General features: G+C 67.5%; 18 protein-coding genes, 1 tRNA gene and 1 pseudogene. 11 read left to right on the top strand and 9 right to left on the bottom strand.

What is annotated here, in order from left to right; genetic code table 11:
- Positions 1-22: 22 nt before the first annotated feature.
- Positions 23-2,014, bottom strand: coding sequence for a threonine--tRNA ligase (gene thrS, locus FHY04_RS00285; protein ID WP_183935035.1), 1,992 nt, complete (start codon positions 2,012-2,014; stop codon positions 23-25).
- 554 nt (positions 2,015-2,568) lie between these two features.
- Entirely contained in the window at positions 2,569-3,384 is an 816-nt protein-coding gene (locus tag FHY04_RS00280) for an LD-carboxypeptidase (RefSeq protein WP_183935034.1), read from the bottom strand.
- 48 nt (positions 3,385-3,432) lie between these two features.
- Here FHY04_RS00280 and FHY04_RS00275 point away from each other — a divergent pair, with 48 nt between their 5' ends.
- From FHY04_RS00275 to FHY04_RS00255, 5 genes are all read left to right on the top strand, one after another.
- Positions 3,433-4,857, top strand: a complete 1,425-nt coding sequence (locus FHY04_RS00275; RefSeq protein ID WP_183935033.1) for a glutamate ligase domain-containing protein — start codon at positions 3,433-3,435, stop codon at positions 4,855-4,857.
- A 36-nt stretch (positions 4,858-4,893) separates the two neighbouring features.
- Entirely contained in the window at positions 4,894-5,148 is a 255-nt protein-coding gene (locus FHY04_RS00270) for a DUF6356 family protein (protein ID WP_031395112.1), read from the top strand.
- A gap of 1,249 nt (positions 5,149-6,397) precedes the next feature.
- Positions 6,398-7,135 (top strand): alpha/beta fold hydrolase, encoded by a 738-nt coding sequence (locus FHY04_RS00265; RefSeq protein ID WP_183935032.1) that lies wholly within the window; start codon positions 6,398-6,400, stop codon positions 7,133-7,135.
- Positions 7,132-7,932 (top strand): hypothetical protein, encoded by an 801-nt coding sequence (locus tag FHY04_RS00260; protein WP_409349134.1) that lies wholly within the window; start codon positions 7,132-7,134, stop codon positions 7,930-7,932. The genes FHY04_RS00265 and FHY04_RS00260 overlap by 4 nt, the downstream gene beginning before the upstream one ends.
- A gap of 101 nt (positions 7,933-8,033) precedes the next feature.
- Positions 8,034-8,447 carry a VOC family protein gene (locus tag FHY04_RS00255; RefSeq protein WP_037531709.1) on the top strand — a complete coding sequence of 138 codons (414 nt, stop codon included), beginning with the start codon at positions 8,034-8,036 and terminating at the stop codon, positions 8,445-8,447.
- Between the two features lie 38 nt (positions 8,448-8,485).
- On the opposite strand, the gene FHY04_RS00250 is transcribed toward FHY04_RS00255, so the two are convergent.
- Entirely contained in the window at positions 8,486-8,746 is a 261-nt protein-coding gene (locus tag FHY04_RS00250) for a DUF6894 family protein (RefSeq protein ID WP_183935031.1), read from the bottom strand.
- A gap of 298 nt (positions 8,747-9,044) precedes the next feature.
- Between FHY04_RS00250 and FHY04_RS00245 the strand changes: the two genes are divergently transcribed.
- The 3 genes from FHY04_RS00245 (at position 9,045) to FHY04_RS00235 (ending at position 11,769) form a co-directional block, all read left to right on the top strand.
- Complete coding sequence (locus FHY04_RS00245) at positions 9,045-9,785, top strand: Crp/Fnr family transcriptional regulator (protein ID WP_311723057.1); 741 nt, start codon at positions 9,045-9,047, stop codon at positions 9,783-9,785.
- A gap of 226 nt (positions 9,786-10,011) precedes the next feature.
- Positions 10,012-11,445: a DEAD/DEAH box helicase gene (locus tag FHY04_RS00240; protein ID WP_056679374.1), complete on the top strand. Its 1,434-nt coding sequence runs from the start codon at positions 10,012-10,014 to the stop codon at positions 11,443-11,445.
- A 57-nt stretch (positions 11,446-11,502) separates the two neighbouring features.
- Positions 11,503-11,769: a hypothetical protein gene (locus tag FHY04_RS00235; RefSeq protein WP_037530941.1), complete on the top strand. Its 267-nt coding sequence runs from the start codon at positions 11,503-11,505 to the stop codon at positions 11,767-11,769.
- 270 nt (positions 11,770-12,039) lie between these two features.
- Here FHY04_RS00235 and hslU read toward each other — a convergent pair whose 3' ends face one another.
- The 5 genes and pseudogenes from hslU to FHY04_RS00210 form a co-directional block, all read right to left on the bottom strand.
- Positions 12,040-13,335, bottom strand: a complete 1,296-nt coding sequence (gene hslU, locus FHY04_RS00230) for an ATP-dependent protease ATPase subunit HslU (RefSeq protein ID WP_037530944.1) — start codon at positions 13,333-13,335, stop codon at positions 12,040-12,042.
- A 118-nt stretch (positions 13,336-13,453) separates the two neighbouring features.
- A complete protein-coding gene (hslV, locus tag FHY04_RS00225; RefSeq protein WP_081874259.1) occupies positions 13,454-13,996 on the bottom strand; it encodes an ATP-dependent protease subunit HslV in 543 nt (180 codons plus the stop codon).
- Between the two features lie 212 nt (positions 13,997-14,208).
- A pseudogene (locus FHY04_RS00220) lies at positions 14,209-14,436 on the bottom strand (3TM-type holin); the annotation flags it as partial.
- A gap of 71 nt (positions 14,437-14,507) precedes the next feature.
- Positions 14,508-15,044, bottom strand: coding sequence for a glycoside hydrolase family 108 protein (locus FHY04_RS00215; RefSeq protein ID WP_183935422.1), 537 nt, complete (start codon positions 15,042-15,044; stop codon positions 14,508-14,510).
- Positions 15,045-15,220: 176 nt separating this feature from the next.
- Entirely contained in the window at positions 15,221-15,406 is a 186-nt protein-coding gene (locus tag FHY04_RS00210) for a DUF4169 family protein (RefSeq protein ID WP_183935028.1), read from the bottom strand.
- 58 nt (positions 15,407-15,464) lie between these two features.
- Between FHY04_RS00210 and FHY04_RS00205 the strand changes: the two genes are divergently transcribed.
- The gene (locus tag FHY04_RS00205; protein ID WP_183935027.1) at positions 15,465-15,923 is read left to right on the top strand and encodes a DUF3617 domain-containing protein; all 459 of its coding nucleotides are present in this window, start codon (positions 15,465-15,467) and stop codon (positions 15,921-15,923) included.
- Positions 15,924-15,998: 75 nt separating this feature from the next.
- Here the strand turns inward: FHY04_RS00205 and FHY04_RS00200 are convergent.
- Positions 15,999-16,075, bottom strand: a tRNA-Pro gene (locus FHY04_RS00200).
- Between the two features lie 200 nt (positions 16,076-16,275).
- On the opposite strand from FHY04_RS00200, the gene yajC reads away from it, so the two are divergent.
- Together yajC and secD are read left to right on the top strand one after the other, a co-directional pair.
- On the top strand, positions 16,276-16,614 hold the full coding sequence (gene yajC, locus FHY04_RS00195; protein WP_031441219.1) for a preprotein translocase subunit YajC: 339 nt from the start codon (positions 16,276-16,278) through the stop codon (positions 16,612-16,614).
- Complete coding sequence (secD, locus tag FHY04_RS00190) at positions 16,614-18,218, top strand: protein translocase subunit SecD (RefSeq protein ID WP_183935026.1); 1,605 nt, start codon at positions 16,614-16,616, stop codon at positions 18,216-18,218. The genes yajC and secD overlap by 1 nt, the downstream gene beginning before the upstream one ends.
- The last annotated feature ends 9 nt before the right edge of the window (positions 18,219-18,227 follow it).

Genomic DNA, 18,227 nt, shown 5'->3' with positions numbered 1-18,227 from the left:
CGCGGAAAGCCGGCCTCGTCCATCACATATCGGGAGCGCGCGCCTCGATCGCAAGGCGTGCCACCGCCTCGTCGAGCGACAGCATCTCCTGCCCCTGGCTGCCCAGCCGGCGAATCGCGACCGTCGCCTCGTCCGCCTCGCGCTTGCCGACCACGAACAGCACCGGCACCTTCGCCAGGCTGTGCTCGCGCACCTTGTAGTTGATCTTCTCGTTGCGCAGGTCGGTCTCGACGCGGATCCCCGCCTTGCGCAGCGCGGCGACGACACTGTGCGCATAGTCGTCCGCATCCGACACGATCGTCGCGACGACCACCTGCACCGGCGCCAGCCAGAGCGGGAAGCGCCCGGCATGATGCTCGATCAATATGCCGATGAACCGCTCGAACGTGCCGAGGATCGCGCGGTGGAGCATCACCGGCCGGTGCCGCTCGCCATCCGCGCCGACGTACGACGCGTCGAGTCGCTCGGGCAGCACGCGGTCCGACTGGATCGTGCCGACCTGCCACGTCCGCCCGATCGCATCGGTCAGGTGGAATTCGAGCTTGGGCGCATAGAACGCCCCCTCGCCCGGCAGCTCCTCGAAATTCGCCTTGATCGTGTCGCTCAGCGTCGACTGCATCACCGCCTCGCGCAGCTCGGCCTCCGCCTTGTCCCACATCGCGTCGTCGCCGAACCGCTTTTCGGGGCGCAGTGCGAGCTTCACCGCATAATCCTCGAAGCCCAGATGCTTGTAGACGCTGTCGAGCAGCTCGCAGAACTTGCGCACCTCCTCGACCAGCTGGTCCTCGCGGACGAAGATATGCGCGTCGTCCTGCGTGAACTGCCGCACGCGCATGATGCCGTGCAGCGCGCCATGCGGCTCGTTGCGGTGGCAGCAGCCGAACTCCGCCATCCGGATCGGCAGGTCGCGGTACGACTTGATCCCCTGCTTGAAGATCAGGACATGCGCGGGGCAGTTCATCGGCTTGAGCGCCATCAGGTCGCCCTCGCCCGACAGGACCGCGCCCTCGTCTTCCACATTGGGGATCTCGTCGGGCACCACGAACATGTTCTCGCGATACTTGCCCCAGTGCCCCGACTGTTCCCACTGCTTGGCGTCCATCAGCTGCGGCGTCTTCACCTCGGCATAGTCCGCCGCATCGAGCCGCCGGCGCATATACGCCTCCAGCTGGCGCCACAGCACGAAGCCGTTGGGATGCCAGAACACCGACCCCTGCGCCTCGGACTGGAGGTGGAACAGGTCCATCTCCTGCCCGATTTTCCGATGATCGCGCTTGGCGGCTTCCTCCAGCCGGAACAGGTGCTGGTCGAGCTGCTTCTTGTTGAGCCAGCCGGTGCCGTAGATGCGGCTGAGCATCGCGTTCTTCTGGTCGCCGCGCCAATAGGCACCGCTCACGCGCGTCAGCTTGAACGCGGCGGGATCGAGCTTGCCGGTCGAGACCATGTGCGGCCCGCGGCACATGTCGAGCCACTCGCCCTGGCGGTAGATGGTCAGCTCCTCGCCCTCGGGCAGTTCGGCGGCCCATTCGGCCTTGAACGTCTCGCCCTGCTCGGTCCACCGGTCGATCAGCTGCTGGCGCGACCAGACCTCGCGCAGGAACGGCTCGTTCCGCGCGATGATCGCGCGCATCTCCGCCTCGATCGCCGGCAGGTCCTCGTCGGTGAACGGGCGATCCTTCGGCGCGAAGTCGTAATAGAAGCCGTCATCGGTCGCCGGCCCGAACGTGATCTGAGTCCCCGGGAACAGGTGCTGCACCGCTTCGGCCATCACATGCGCCAGGTCATGCCGCACCAGCTCGAGCGCATCCGCCTCGTCGCGCGCGGTGACGAGCGCCAGCTGCGTATCCCCCTCGAACGGCCGGTTCAGGTCCCGCACCTGCCCATCGATCCGCGCCGCCAGCGCCGCCTTGGCGAGGCCGGGCCCGATCGCCGCAGCGACATCCGCGGGCGTAGTCCCGGGCGCAACCTCGCGGACGGAACCGTCGGGAAGCGTAATGCGGAACATGGCGGACATGAGGAACTTTCTCGTGATTGAAGAGCGGCGCTTATGCCGTCGCCCAGCCGATATAGGCAACCCGCCACGCACCGACACCCCACGAACCGCCCCATGTTCCCCGGCGAAGGCCGGGGCCCAGTTGGGAAACGCCACTGATGACGGACCGCGCCCAGTTACGCCGACCTCACCACCTGGACGCCGGCCTCCGCCGGGGAACCACCCCCGTCATCCTGACGAAAGTCAGGACCCAGAGCCAAGCAGCGCGCACCGCAATCCCAGCACGCCGCAATACCCCCGCGCCCCTCCCAAACTCCACCCCGACGAAGGCCGGGGCCCAGTTGGGAAACGTCGCCAACAAAGGACCGCGCCCAGTTACGCCGACCTCACCACCTGGACCCCGGCCTCCGCCGGGGAACCCACCCCCGTCATCCTGACGAAAGTCAGGACCCAGAGCCAAGCAGCGCCCCGCTCCATAACTCTAGACTCCCGCCTCCGCGGGAGAACGGGAACGACGCACCGTTCCCCCGCGAACGCGGGGGCCCAGGAGCCAAGCAGCACTACCGCCCGCCGGATCAAACCACCCCAAACGGCACCACATGGTTCCGCTGCGTGTGCCCCACCTCGGCCCGCCCCAGATACGGCACCCCCATATCCCGCGCCCACCGCACCATCATGTAATCGAGCGTCTCCCCCCAGGCCGGCTCGTTCGCCTGCACCGCGGTCACCGCCCCCAGCCTGAGCCCCGCAATCCCCTTCAGCTGGGTCGCGTTCGCCACCTTGAACAGCATCCGGTCGATCGCATACATCGGCTCCGACACCTCCTCGACGATCAGCACGTGATCGGTCAGGTCGGGCAGCCACGGCGTCCCGATCAGTGACGTCAGGATCGACAGGTTGAACGCCGCCGAAGGCTGCCCCCCGAGCCCCGGCTCGAGTCCGCTGCGATCCTCCCGCGCCATCCACCCGAGCGACCGCGCGACCGTCGCCTCGCCGTCATGCCGGTTGATGTCGCTGACCATCGGCCCGTGCGCCACCCGCCCGATCCGCCGCGCGTAGAGCGCCCCCAGCAGGAACCCGACATCCGAATAGCCCAGATAAATCTTGTGCCGCGCCGCGCGCCCCAGCTCGGGCATCACCATCTGCAGGATCCGGTTCGCGCCATAGCCCCCGCGCAGGAACCAGATCGCGTCGAACGCCGGATCATTGGCGTATTCCAGAAACGCCGCCGCCCGCGCAAAATCCGACCCCGCGAAATGCCCGTCGGTCGCGGTGCATTGCGGATGGAACACCAGCTCGACCTCGGGAAACGCGCGCGCCGCATAGGCGGTGACCACGGGGATAGCCGAGGGATTGGTCCGGCTCGACGCGGCGAGAACACCGATGCGCATGGTTCGTCCTGTCTTGCCCCGTTACGCAACCGCCGATAGCGCGAGCACATGGATATCACCAACCCCTCCGACCAGACCGCCGCCGACCAGCCCGCCTATTTCTTCATCGGCATCGGCGGGTCGGGCATGATGCCGCTCGCGATGATCCTCGCGGGCCGCGGCGCGACCGTCGCGGGCTCGGACCGCAATCTCGACCAGGGCCGCGTCCCCGCCAAGTTCGACGATCTCGCCGCCAAGGGCGTCGCGCTCTTCCCGCAGGACGGCAGCGGCATCGTCTCGCCGGACCAGCACGTCGTCGCCTCCGCCGCGATCGAGGCCACCGTCCCCGACATGATCGCCGCCGCCGCGCTCGGCTGCCCGCGCGCCACCCGCGCCGAGTTGCTCGCCTCCTTGTTCAACGACAGCCGCCTGCCGATCGGCGTGGCGGGCACCAGCGGCAAGTCGACCGTCACCGGCATGATCGGCTGGATCCTCCACACCACCGGCCGCGACCCCACCGTGATGAACGGCGCGGTGATGAAGAACTTCGCCACCCCCGACGCCCCCTTCGCGAGTGCCTTAGTCGGCGAGGGCGACAGTTTCGTCAGCGAGGTCGACGAAAGCGACGGCTCGATCGCGCATTACGCGCCGAAGATCGCGGTGCTCAACAATGTCAGCCTCGACCACAAGTCGCTCGACGAACTGCGCCAGTTGTTCGGCGCCTTCATCGCCAAGGCCAAGACCGCGGTCGTCAACGCCAACGACCCCGACGCCGCAGCGCTCGCCGCGCGCCTCCCACGCGGCCAGGTCACCACCTTCGCGATCGACGCGTCCGCCGACCTCCGCGCCGAAAACCTGAAGCCCGAACCCTTCGCGATAGCCTTCGACCTCGTCTCGCGCGGCGTCCGCACGCGCGTGACGCTCGCCGTCCCCGGCCGCCACAACGTCGCGAACGCGCTCGCCGCGATCGGCGCGGCGATGGCCGCCGACGTGTCGCTCCCCGACGCGGTCAGGGCACTCGCGAGCTTCACTGGCCTGCGCCGCCGCTTCGATCTCGTCGGCGAAGCGAACGGCGTCGCGGTGATCGACGATTTCGGCCACAACCCCGACAAGATCGCCGCGACGCTCGACACGCTCCACGCCTTTCCCGGCCGCCTGCTGATCCTGTTCCAGCCGCACGGCTATGGCCCCTTGAAGGTCATGGGCACCGAACTCGTCGCCACCTTCGTCGAACGGATGGCGCCCGAAGACCTGCTCGTCCTCCCCGACCCGGCCTATTATGGCGGCACCGTCACGCGCGAGGTCACCAGCGCCGACATCGTCGCCCGGATCGCCGCGAAGGGCCGCGACGCCCGCCACATCGCCGACCGCGCCGACGCCGCCGCGCTGCTCGTCGCCGAGGCGCGCCCCGGCGACCGCATCGTCGTGATGGGCGCGCGCGACGATACGCTCAGCCTGCTCGCGGCGACCATGGTCGAATCCCTCGCCGGCTGATAGGATAAGGCCGATCCCCCGTCCGGAGACCCGCCGATGTTCCGCCGCCTCTTCCTCGACCATCCCGCCACCGTCGGCGAAAGCTATGCCGAGCATTTCGGCGTCGCGAGCCGGTTCGGCGTGACGATGATCGCCGGCGGCCTCGGCGCCCTCGTCCACGCGGTCGTCCCCGCTTTGTGCAAGACCAGCGGCAGCGACACGGTGCGCGAACTCCACCGCCAGATGGTCGCCAAACGCGGCGCCGTCGCCGCCGACCAGACCCAGATGAAGACGGTAGAATTCATCATCTGACCCCGTCCCCCCGCGAAAGCGGGGGCCCAGGACGACGGCAGTAAAGCGCCGCCCTCCCCCCACCCGTCATCCTGACGAAAGTCAGGACCCAGAGCCCAGCAGCGCTGCGCCCCGTAACCCTGGATCCTGGGTCAAGCCCAGGATGACGGCGGTGAAGTGCAGCCCCCCACCCGTCCTCCCGACGGCGAGGAAGCGCCGCCCTCCCCCCACCCGTCATCCTGACGAAAGTCAGGCCCCAGAGCCAAGCAGCACCACCCCCGTAACCCTGGATCCTGGGTCAAGCCCAGGATGACGGCGGTGAAGTGCAGCCCTCCCCACCGGACATCCCGACAGCGGTAAAGCGCCGCCCTCCCCCACCCGTCATCCTGACGAAAGTCAGGATCCAGAGCCCAACAGCACCACCCCCCGTAATCCTGGATCCTGGGTCAAGCCCAGGATGACGGTGGTGAAGTGCAGCCCTCCCCACCAGACATCCCGACAGCGGTAAAGCGCCGCCCACCTCCCCCCGTCATCCTGACGAAAGTCAGGATCCAGAGCCCAGCAGCACCAAGCCCTGCCACCCTGGACTCCCGCCTACGCGGGAGAACGGACAGGCGCTGGCCTCGCCTTTGCACCCGCTAAAGCTGCACATAAACTCACCAAGGTTCAGCCAATCTTACCTGCACGTAGGATTTACCGGGGGCTCAGGCCGGCATGAAAAGGGCGTCAGTGCCGAAACTCTGACGCCCTAGATGTTAGGCGGGGAATGGGCCCTTCGCCGGTGGTACGTCAGGATGCCTCTTGCCATGCTTCACATCGCTGATGCGCCCCTGATTGATACCTAAGAGCGCCGCAATCTGCTGCTGCAATAAGTCGCCGCGTTTAAGCAGAAACTTGATGTGAGCCGCCAATTCGCGAGTGAGTGGTGGGGATCCGCGTTTTGCCATTTCTGTTCTCCATCGTTCTTAAAACAACGACCGGCTCTTGCCAAAATGGGAAAACAGTCTAGGTTCCATAGCGCGACGCTGGGGAACCCATCCCCCGTTTTGGAACCAGCGAGCCGACCGCCAAGTCATTGCTGGTTTCATTCGGGTGCCCTTTGTGTGGTAGCTTAGGGCACCCGATTCGTCGCTTAACACATTTGAAACGATTCTCCGAATCTTGTATTCGGGAATGGCTTGTTCTGTTCTATTTTGTTCTCTGGTCTTCACCAGTTCTTCCGCATCAGCCTGACCTATCCCCACCCGCCCGCTTTGGCTAAAGCCCGCGCATGACCGACACCACCACCCCCGCGCCGGACCGCCCCCGCCTCGCCTATCACCACACGACCGGCACCGGCCCGACGATCGTCTTCCTGTCGGGCTATGGCTCGGACATGACGGGCACCAAGGCGGTCACGCTCGAGGCCTGGGCGAAATCGCAGAGGCGCGCCTATCTCCGCTTCGACTATGGCGGCTGCGGCCGCAGCGAAGGCGCGTTCGAGGACCAGACTTTGGTCGACTGGCGTGACGACGTGATCGCGATGCTCGAGGCGCTGGCGGACGGCCCCGCGGTGCTCGTCGGTTCGTCGCTCGGCGGCTGGCTGATGCTGCTGGTGGCGAAGGCCCGCCCCGATCTGGTCGCAGCCCTCGTCGGCATCGCCCCCGCGCCCGACTTCACCGACTGGGGCTTCACCCCTGAGGAAAAGCTGACCCTGCTCAGCGCGGGCCGGCTCGAACGCGCCAACGACTACGGCCCCGAACCCACCATCTACACGCGCGGCTTCTGGGCGTCGGGCGAGGCGAACCGGCTGATGTTCGGCTGGATCGAGATCCGCTGCCCCGTCCGCCTGATCCAGGGCCAGCGTGACAAGGCGGTGCCGTGGCTGCGCACCACCCGGCTCGCCGAGCTGCTTCGTTCAGCCGATGTGCAGACACTGCTCGTCAAGGACGGCGATCACCGCCTGTCACGCGATTCCGACATCGCGCTGATCATCCGCGCGGTCGAGGATGTGATCGCCCGCTTATGATCCTGATGCTGCTCGCCCCCGCGCTGCTCCTGTCCCAGGCCGCCAGCCCCGCCGCAAAACCTGCTGCGAGACCGGCCGCCAAGCCCGCCGCCGCCGGCCCCGCCGACGATGCCACGCGGCTCCAACGCTGCATCGCGACGATCGCCACCGATCCGGTCGCCGCGCGTGCCGAAGCGGGCCGCTGGCGGATGGCGGGCGGCGGCGCCGCGGCGCGCGACTGTGGCGGGCTCGCCTTTGCCGCGGAAAAGAACTGGGCCGCCGCCGCCGCCGAATTCGAGAGCGCGGCGCGCGACGCACAGCTCGCGCACGACGATCGCGCCGCGACTTACTGGGCGCAGGGCGGCAATGCCTGGCTCGCCGCGGGCGACGCGACCAAGGCGCGCACCGCGCTCGATTCGGCACTCACCGCGGGGACGCTGACCGGGCTCCAGCTCGGCGAGGCACGGCTCGACCATGCCCGCGCGCTCGTCGCGGCGGACGATCTCGCCTCGGCGCGCACCGATATCGATCTCGCGCTGACCACCGCGGGCGACGATCCGCTTGCCTGGCTCCTGTCCGCGACGCTCGCGCGGCGGATGGGCAATCTGCCCCGCGCACGCGGCGACATCGCCGAGGCGCTCAAGCGCTCCCCCGACGACGCCTCGGTTCAGCTCGAGGCGGGCAACATCGCCGCGCGCGACGGCGACGAGACCCGCGCCCGCGCCGCCTGGGCCGAAGCCGCCCGCCTCGCCCCCGACACCCCCACCGCCCGCAACGCCATCGCCGCGCTGCGCCAGTTCGACCCGCCCAAACCCTGATCCGCCGGGACAGGCGCGCCCGTCCGCGACGACGCCCGCCCCTCTGGAACCCCGCCGGGGCGCCGCCTATCTACCGGCGATCCAACCCGAAAAGGCCGTCCATGAAATATCTGCACACGATGATCCGGGTCACCGATCCGGCCAAGACGATCGCGTTCTTCGAGCTGCTCGGGCTGAAGGAGGCCCGCCGCCTCGAAAACGAGCAGGGTCGCTTCACGCTGATCTTCCTCTCCGCGCCCGGTGACGAGAGCGCCGAGGTCGAGCTGACGCACAACTGGGATCCGGAAGAGTATGGCGAAGGCCGCAATTTCGGCCACCTCGCCTACCGCGTCGACAACATCTACGAGACCTGCCAGCGGCTCCAGGACGCCGGGGTGACGATCAACCGGCCGCCGCGCGACGGCCACATGGCGTTCGTCCGCACCCCCGACAACATCTCGATCGAGCTGCTGCAGGACGGCCGGCTCGACCCCGCCGAGCCCTGGGCGTCGATGCCCAACACCGGCCACTGGTAAGGGCCACTGGTAAGGATCGTCGGCCTGTCCGCTGCGCGTCACGCGCGGCGGCGGGCCGGCATCGTCCCGGCCGCCATCGCCGCGGCGCAATCCGCGACGTGGACCGTCGCGCCGCCGCCCTCGATGATCTCGATCCGCATCGTCAGGTCGACACAGCCCTGGCGGATGTCCTCCGCCAGCATCTCGCGCATCGCCACGATCGCATGCTCGATCGCCGCTGCGCGATGCGCGAGCTCGATCCCCTCGTGATCCTCGATCACCTCGCCGCGCAGGGCGATCTGAAATCTGTATCGCGGCATCAGCGACATCCTGTGCGTTCGATGCGACGGCCGGGGTGACCGGCGCTGCCGCGCCCATTGTTCGCCCCTGTTTCTCGCAAGGCGTCTACGCCCCTGCGCGACGATCGGTTCCGCGCCACCCGTACAGCGCGAGGCACCCGACATTTTCTTACAAGAACCGACAATTTCCGAAATGCGCGTCTAACCTATGTTTGAGCGAGACTATAACGCCTGTGATAGTGCAGGGCGCCTCTGGGCAAGCTATGCTTAACCCGGCGACTGAGAGTTCGATATGCTCCCGCCCGAGCGGAGCCTGCATGTGGATTACCCCATCGTCGTCACCGATCATCTGATTGCCAAGCTCGCGACCCGGGTCGAGCTGAACGCGGCGGATCGCGTGGCGATCGCGGCGCTGCCGTGCAAGCTGCGCACGATCGACCAGTCGACCTATATGCTGCGCGAGGGGCAACGCCCGCTGCGCTGCGCGTTCGTGATCGACGGCTTCGCCTATCGCCAGAAGCTCACCCCCGATGGCGAGCGCGAGATCGTCTCGATCCTGATGCCCGGCGACTTCATCGATCTCCAGAACCTGTTCCTCGAGGAATCGGATCACGACGTCCAGGCGCTGACCCGGATCACCGTCGCCGAGATCCCGATCCCCGCACTGCGCGAGATTGTCGCGGTCTCGCCGAAGATCGCCACCGCCTTGTGGATCGAGGCGCTGGTCGAGGCGTCGATCCACCGCGAATGGCTGCTCAACGTAGGTCGCCGCAACGCCAAGATGCGGCTTGCGCACCTGCTCTGCGAATTCTCCGCCCGGCTGCGCGCCTCCTCGCTCAGCGACGCGGATGGCAGCTACGAACTGCCGATGACTCAGGAACAGATGGGCGATGCGCTCGGCCTGACCCCGGTCCATGTCAACCGCGTGCTCCGCGCGCTCGAGACCGACGGGCTGATCACGCGGCGCAAGCGGCAGATCGGCGTCGTCGACTGGTGCGCGCTGCGCGACGCCGCCGAATTCAACGAACGCTATCTCCACCTGACCCAGACGCGCCCCTGACGCCCTGGGCCAACGCCCCCAACCCGGCCACTCTTGACTTTTCGGCCGGTCGCGCGCATCTGACCGCCATCGAGGCGTCATGCAGCGTGATCGGACCTGAACAAGGTCCAGGCTCCGCCTCGGTCGTTTCTAACGGGCTTCCCTTTTCACGCGGGGTGTCAAAACACCACGCCCCTCGCGCGTCCTCCTGTGGATTCGCGAGCCCGGCACATTTGAGAGACTATTCATGTCCTTTTCCAACCTCGGCCTCGCCGAGCCCCTCGTCCGCGCGCTCGAAGCCAAGGGCTATACCGAGCCGACGCCGATCCAGGCCCAGTCGATCCCGATCCTGCTCGAGGGCGGCGATCTGCTCGGCATCGCGCAGACCGGCACCGGCAAGACCGCCGCGTTCGTGCTCCCCTCGATCCAGCGCCTGACCGAGACGCAGAAGCGCGTCCTGCCGACGCATTGCCGCATGCTCGTCCTCGCGCCGACGCGCGAACTCGCCAGCCAGATCGCCGACAGCGCACGCGCCTATGGCCAGTTCAGCAAGATGTCGGTGACCACCGTGTTCGGCGGCACCAGCATCAACAAGAACCGCCAGGACCTCAGCCGCGGCGTCGACATCCTCGTCGCCACGCCGGGCCGCCTGATCGACCTGATCGAGCAGGGCTTCTGCAACCTGTCGATGATCGAGATCCTCGTGCTCGACGAAGCCGACCAGATGATGGACCTCGGCTTCATCCACGCGCTGAAGAAGATCGTCCGCATGCTCCCGAAGAAGCGCCAGACGCTGTTCTTCTCGGCGACGATGCCGACTGCGATCCGCGATCTCGCCTCGCAGTTCCTGCTCGATCCGAAGACCGTCTCGGTCAAGCCCGCCGCGACGACCGCGGAGCGCGTCGACCAGTATGTCACCTTCTGCAACCAGTCGGAAAAGCAGGCGCTGCTGACGATCACGCTGGGTGATCCCGCGATCGACCGCGCGCTCGTCTTCACGCGCACCAAGCACGGCGCCGACCGCGTCGTGAAGCTGCTCGCGGGCAACGGCATCGCCAGCAACGCGATCCACGGCAACAAGAGCCAGGGCCAGCGCGAGCGTGCCCTCGGCGAGTTCAAGCAGGGCAAGGTCAAGGTCCTGATCGCGACCGACATCGCCGCACGCGGCATCGACGTCTCGGGCGTCAGCCACGTCATCAACTTCGAGCTGCCCAACGTCGCGGAGCAGTATGTCCACCGCATCGGCCGTACCGCGCGTGCGGGCGCCAGCGGCATCGCCGTCGCGTTCTGCGCGGATGACGAGAAGGCCTATCTGCGCGACATCGAGCGGATCACGCGTCAGAAGGTGACGGTCCGCCCGCTGCCCGACGATTTCGTCAACCTGTCGAACCAGATCAAGCAGACGCGCGTCAAGACGATGGGCGCCGATCCCGAGGTCCGGATCGACCGTCCGCGCGATCCTGCGCGTCCCCGCGCCACCCACGCACCCCGCGCGACCGGCACCACCGGCCGCAACTATGCGGGCGCGAGCCGTGGCGGTCAGGGTGGCGGCGGCCAGGGTGGCGGCGGCGGTCGTCCCCAGGGCGGCGGTCGTCCCGGCGGCCAGGGCGGTGGTCGCCCCGCCGGTGGCGGTCGCCCCGGCGGCCAGGGCCGCGGCGCCGGCCCCAGTTCGGCACGCTAAGGCCCCATGTCTTTGCCTCGCGGGTTTGCTATAGGCAGACCTGCGAGGAGAAGACTGATGGACGTCTCGAATACCCCGATCGCCGAACGCATCGCCCGCGTCCTGGCGGGCCAGCGGATCAGCGCCAATGCCGGCGGCGACGCCGCCTCCGCGTCGCGCCTGATCGACGACGCCTGGACCGATTATCTCCCCGACGCGCTCGCGGTCCTGCGCACCTTGCGCGAACCCGACCAGACCATGGCCGCCGCCGGCGACCCCGCCATCTGGGAAACCATGGTCCTCGCCGCGCTCAAGGCCGCCCGCCCGCAGACGGTGGTGCTGTAGCGCCCGCCCTTACTCCCCCTCGTCATCCTGACGAAAGTCAGGACCCAGAGCCAAAAGCACCACCGCCCGTAACCTGGGTCCTGGGTCAAGCCCAGGATGACGAAGAGGGCGAGAACCGCCCCCCATCCGTTCGCCCTGAGCGAAGTCGAAGGGCCTGCGCCCCCTCCCGTTCGCCCTGAGCGAAGTCGAAGGGCCGGCGCCCAAGTGCTTCGACTACGCTCAGCACGAACGGACCGGGGGCGCGCGCCTCACCCCCCGAAAACCCCCAGACTAAAGCACGAACCGGCTGAGATCCGTATTCCGCGCAATCTCCTTCAGCTGGCTGTCGACATACGCCCCGTCGATCACCACGCTCGACCCGCCGCGATCCTCGGCATTGTAGCTGACGTCCTCGAGCAGCTTCTCCATCACCGTCTGCAACCGCCGCGCGCCGATATTCTCGACCTCGGCATTCACCTCCGCGGCGATCCGCGCGACCGCGGCGATGCCGTCCTCGGTGAAGCGGATCTCGACGCCCTCGGTCGCGATCAGCGCCTTGTACTGCAGCGGCAGCGACGCCTTGGTGTCCGACAGGATCGCGACGAAGTCCCCTTCGGTCAGGCCCTTCAGCTCGACCCGGATCGGCAACCGCCCCTGCAACTCGGGCAGCAGATCGCTCGGCTTGGCGACATGGAACGCCCCGCTCGCGATGAACAGGATATGGTCAGTCTTCATCGGCCCGTATTTGGTCGCGACCGTCGTCCCCTCGATCAGCGGCAGCAGGTCGCGCTGCACGCCCTCGCGGCTCACCGACCCGCCGCGCCCGTCCGACACCGCGATCTTGTCGATCTCGTCGAGGAACACGATCCCGTTCGCTTCGGCATCCGCCAGCGCGACGCGGCTGACCTCGTCCTGATCGAGCCGCTTGTCCGCCTCTTCCTCGACCAGCTTGTCCCACGCCGCGGTCACCGTCAGCTTGCGGCGCTTCAACTGCTGCCCGCCGCCCAGCGACTTCATCATCTCGCCGATGTTGATCATCTGCGGCGCACCGCCGGGGATCTCGAACGGCGTGGTCGGCGCCTGCTCGACCTCGATCTCAACCTCGGCCGCGTTCAGATGCCCGTCGAGGAACCGCTGCTTGAAGCTCTCCCGCGTCGCGGTGCTCGAATCCTTGCCGACCAGCGCGTCGAGCAGCCGGCCCATCGCCGCCTCCTCGGCCTTGTCCTTCACCGCGATCCGCCGGCGTTCCTTCTCCAGCCGGATCGCCTCCTCGACCAGGTCGCGCGCGATCTGCTCGACGTCGCGCCCGACATAGCCGACCTCGGTGAACTTGGTCGCCTCGACCTTGACGAACGGCGCATCGGCGAGCTTGGCCAGACGCCGGCTGATCTCGGTCTTGCCGCAGCCGGTCGGCCCGATCATCAGGATGTTCTTCGGCGTCACCTCGTCGCGCAGATCCTCGCTGAGCTGCTGGCGCCGCCACCGGTTGCGCATCGCCACCGCAACCGCGCGCTTGGCCGCGGCCTGGCCGATGATATGCGCATCGAGCGCGGCGACGATGGCCTTGGGGGTAAGCTGGTCGTTCATGATTACTCTTCTTCGCCCCTCCCCTTCAGGGGAGGGGTTGGGGGTGGGGACTATCCGCGGGACGGGCGCCTGGTGAAGCCCGACCCGACCCCTCCCCCGAACGGGAGGGGCGTCGAAATCAGCTGGTCGAGTCCATCGACTCCACGGTCAGCCGGTCATTGGTGTACACGCAGAGCTCTGACGCGATTCCCATCGCCTTGCGGCACAGCACCTCGGCATCGCTCTCATACTCGACCAGCGCACGCGCCGCGGCGAGCGCATAGTTGCCGCCCGATCCGATCGCCGCGACGCCGTTCTCGGGCTCGAGCACATCGCCATTGCCCGTCAGGATCAGCGTCACGTCCTTGTCCGCGACGATCATCATCGCCTCGAGGTTGCGCAGGAACTTGTCGGTCCGCCAGTCCTTGGCGAGCTCGACCGCGGCGCGGAGCAACTGCCCCTGATGCTGCTCCAGCTTGCGTTCGAGCCGTTCGAACAGCGTGAAGGCATCCGCGGTCGCGCCGGCGAACCCGCCGATCACCGACCCGTCGCCGAGCCGCCGCACCTTGCGCGCATTGGGTTTCATGACCGTCTGGCCCATCGAGACCTGGCCGTCGCCGATCACGACGACCTTGCCGCCGCGCCGGACCGAAAGGATGGTGGTGCCGTGCCAGACCGGCATGGCGTGGGGATCATTTGCACTCATGACCGCGATGTAGGGTGCGCTTTCGACCACGCAACGGTCCGTTGCACCGACCCCCTGCACGACCCCCTCACCCTCCCGCTCGACTTCCCTGTCGGCTTCCCGGTTACCTTCCCCCTTTACGTCATCCTGACGAAAGTCAGGATCCAGAGCCTCGAACGCCACGCCCGCCGCTCCGATACCAGCCCCGCTCACCGCCGCTTCCCCCACTCACGCGCCGCGGTATACCCCAGATACCCCGTCCCGAAGAGCGCATAGAGCGGCTCGGGGATCGCCCCCAGATACGCCCCCACGCCCGCCGCGATCGCCTGCGCCGCCGCCGGCCGCACCGCCGCGAGCAGCCCCACCGGGATCGCCCCCAGCAGCAACGCGTACATCACATACAGGAACCCCGGCCGCGCCCGCGTCACCCACGGATCGGCGGGCAGTTCCGCCCCCTCCTCAACGCCTTTCGTCATGACACCCCCCTGGAAAAGTGGCGCTTTCCGCCTCACGCCCGGTTGGCGAGCCAGCCATAGAGAAACGCCTCGTTCGCCGGCCGCCGCTCCGCCAGCGCGACATAGCGTTCGCCCTGCAGTGCCTCGATCGCCTTCAGCAGCACCGCCTCGCCCCCCGCGCCGCGTCGTTTGAGGAACCCCGCCAGCGCCGCGAGCGTCCCCGGCCCGATCCGGCCATCGACGACGAGGTCGGGATAATCGCTCGCCCCGCGATTGAGCGCGTTCAGCGCCCGCTGCAGAAACCCGCTCGCGACCGCCGGCCCCATATTCACCCCGGTGTCGAACAATTCGCCCGCAATATCCGGCGCGATCCGGCCAACCCCCTCATATCCGGGGTCGATCCAGTAAGCCTGCCGATAGATCGCGACCGCCGCCGCCCGCGGAAACACCCGCATGTCCCCCGCAAACCCATGCGCCCGCGCCACCGCCTGCGTGATCCCGAACCGCGTCGCCCCCCCGCGATCCGCCGGATGATCGCCGTACCCGCCCTCACGATCGATCACCGCCTCGATCAGCCCACCGATCTCCATCCCCGACCCCCCCGATTCGCTCGCCACCTTATAACCATATAGGTTAGCGAATAGCAAGATCAGCAGCACGAATGGTAAAAGACGAACACTTACTTCCACCCATCATCCTGACGAAAGTCAGGATCCAGAGCCCAGCAAACCCACCCCCTGATCACCCAGCAACCCCCCGCCAAACCTCAGCTTTCCTCCCCCTCCAGCCGCGCCCCATCCAGCACCCGCTCCCCCCGCGCCCGCGCCTCAGCATCCCGCGCGCGCTCCGCCTTGGTCCGCCCGAACGCCGCGCGGTTCGCGTCCGCCACCACCCCCGCCTCGCGCCGCACCCGCGCTTTGCGCGCCCGCCGCAAATTGATGATCTCGCCCATGAAAACCCCTGTCACACCGCTTGCCAGCACCCCGCCGGCGCTACAGACTGCCCCTCCTATGCGCCATCCCGTCCTGCTGTCCGCCCTTCTCCTGCTCCCCGCCGCCGCGTCGGCGCAGGCGCTGCCGCCCGGCGCCTGGGCGATCACCTCGACCGCGGTCGAGCTCGTCATTCCGGGGGCGCCGGGGTTTATCCTGCGGATGATGCGCGGAAAATCGAAGACCGAGCGCAAATGCCTGCCGCCCGAACAGGCATCGTCGGGCGTCGCCGCGCTGTTCGTCCCCAAGCCCGAGGCGCGCTGCACCGTCGAGCGCGCGCAGTTCGCGGGCGGGCGGATCGATCACGTCATGACCTGTCCGCAAAAAAAGGGGGCGCCGATGCGGATCGTCCGCGCGGGCAGCTATGGCGCGACCGGCTTTACCGCGCGGATGACGATGACCGGCGACACCGACAAGGGCGCGATGCGGATCGTCGCGGATCAGGTCGCGGCACGCACCGGTCCTGTCTGCAAACGCTGACACCAGGATCTGGAATGGCACGATATTTCGTGCCCGGGAGCGGCGTCGCCTCTGGCGGCCGGCTCCGGAAATTTCTGGTCGGGGCGACAGGATTCGAACCTGCGACCCCCACACCCCCAGTGTGATGCGCTACCAGGCTGCGCTACGCCCCGACCGAAGGGCGCGCATTATGCGGATGTTGCGCGCGATGCAAGCACGCGATTGCGGCAAAGCCCATATTCGTCCGTCTCATCGCGACCCGGCCACGCTTCACCGGCGCGGATCGGTTGCGCGGGGCGGCAACCGGTGATAGCGGCATCGCCCATGCGAGCGCGGGCGTATGGCGCCTGCCCACCAGCCAAAACGGGACTCCATGTTCATTTCCCCAGCATATGCGCAGGCCGCCGGCGAGACGGCGACATCGGGCGGCATCGCCTCGTTCCTGAGCCTCGCGCCGCTCTTCCTCGTCTTCATCGTCTTCTATTTCCTGATGATCCGTCCGCAGCAAAAGCGGATGAAGGCGCTTCAGGCGTCGGTCGCGGCGGTCAAGAAGAATGACAGCGTCGTCACCGCGGGCGGCATCATCGGCAAGGTGACCAAGGTCGAGGACGCGTTCGTCGAGGTCGAGATCGCGCCCAACACGCGCGTCCGCGTCGTCAAGGCGACGCTCACCGACATCACCAGCCCGAACACGAAGCCGGCGAACGACTGATGTTGGATTTCCCCCGCTGGAAGGTCGCGTCGATCATCGGCCTGCTGGCCGTGCTCTGCGCGCTTGCGATCCCGAGCTTCTTCTCCGAATCGACGACCAGCAAGTGGGGGGCGATTCCGCATAAGCGGATCAACCTGGGTCTCGATCTGGCGGGCGGCAGCTATCTGCTGCTCGAGGCGGACACCGCCGATCTCGCCAATTCGCGGATCGAGGCGATGCGCGACAGCATCGCGGGCACGATGCGCAACGGCACGCCGCGGATCGCGATCGGCGATATTTCGGCGCGTGGCGGGCAGCTTAGCTTCCTGCTCCGCGATCCGAGCCAGGTCGATGCCGCGCGCGAGCGGCTGCTCTCGATCACCGGCGGTGGCGCCGGGATGAGCGGCCAGCGCGAATGGGACATCAACGTCGTCGACACCAGCCGGTTCGTGCTCAAGCCGACCGAGGCCGGGCTCCAGCAGGCGATCGACACCGCGATGAAGGACGCGACCGAAGTCGTCCGCCGCCGCATCGACGAACTCGGCACCAAGGAGCCGACGATCGTCCGCCAGGGCGCGACGCGTATCGTCGTCCAGGTGCCGGGCCTGCAGAATCCGCAGGCGCTCAAGAACCTGCTCGGCAAGACCGCAAAGCTCGAATTCAAGCTGGTCGACGAGACCGCGAACCCCGCCGATCTCGTCAAGGGCATCGCCCCCGTCGGCAGCCAGGTCATTCCTTACCCCGGCAATCCGCAGGGCATTCCGTTCATCGCGGTCAAGCGGTCGGTGATCATCTCGGGCGATCAGCTCGCCGATGCCCGCCAGGAGTTCGAGCCGCAGACCAACGCGCCGCAGGTGGCGATCACCTTCGACGCGGTCGGTGGCCGACGTTTTGCCAAGGTCACGCAGGAGAACACGAACAAGCCGTTCGCGATCATCCTCGACAATTCGGTGATCTCCGCGCCCAACATCAACGAGCCGATCCTCGGCGGTCGCGCCTCGATCTCGGGCAATTTCACGGTCGAATCGGCCAATTCGCTCGCGATCTCGCTGCGGTCGGGCAAGCTGCCGATCAATCTGAAGATCATCGCAGAGAGCACCGTCAGCCCCGATCTCGGCAAGGATTCGATCCGCGCCGGCGTGCTGGCCAGCATCGTCGCGGCACTCGCGGTGATCGTGTTCATGTTCGTGACCTATGGCCGGTTCGGCCTCTATGCGAACCTCGCGGTGGTCATCAACATCCTCGTGATCGTCGCCGTCATGGCGATGCTCAACGCGACGCTGACGCTGCCCGGCATCGCCGGCTTCGTGCTGACGATCGGCACCGCGGTCGACGCCAACGTGCTGATCAACGAGCGTATTCGTGAAGAGCGGCGACGGGGGCGCAACATCGTCCAGGCGGTCGAGCTCGGCTATAAGGAGGCGTCGCGGACGATCTTCGAAGCGAACGTCACGCATGCGATCACCGGCGTGATCATGCTCCTGCTGGGCTCGGGCCCGGTCAAGGGCTTTGCGGTCGTGCTGCTGATCGGCATCTGCACCAGCGTGTTCACCGCGGTGACCTTCACGCGGATGCTCGTGGCGCTCTGGCTGCGCAAGAACCGCCCCACCACGATCAATATTTGAGGCGGGAGA

Source organism: Sphingomonas sp. BK481 (assembly GCF_014194875.1).
Classification (GTDB): Bacteria; Pseudomonadota; Alphaproteobacteria; order Sphingomonadales; family Sphingomonadaceae; genus Sphingomonas; species Sphingomonas aerolata.
This window is presented reverse-complemented; position numbering and strand designations above follow the sequence as displayed.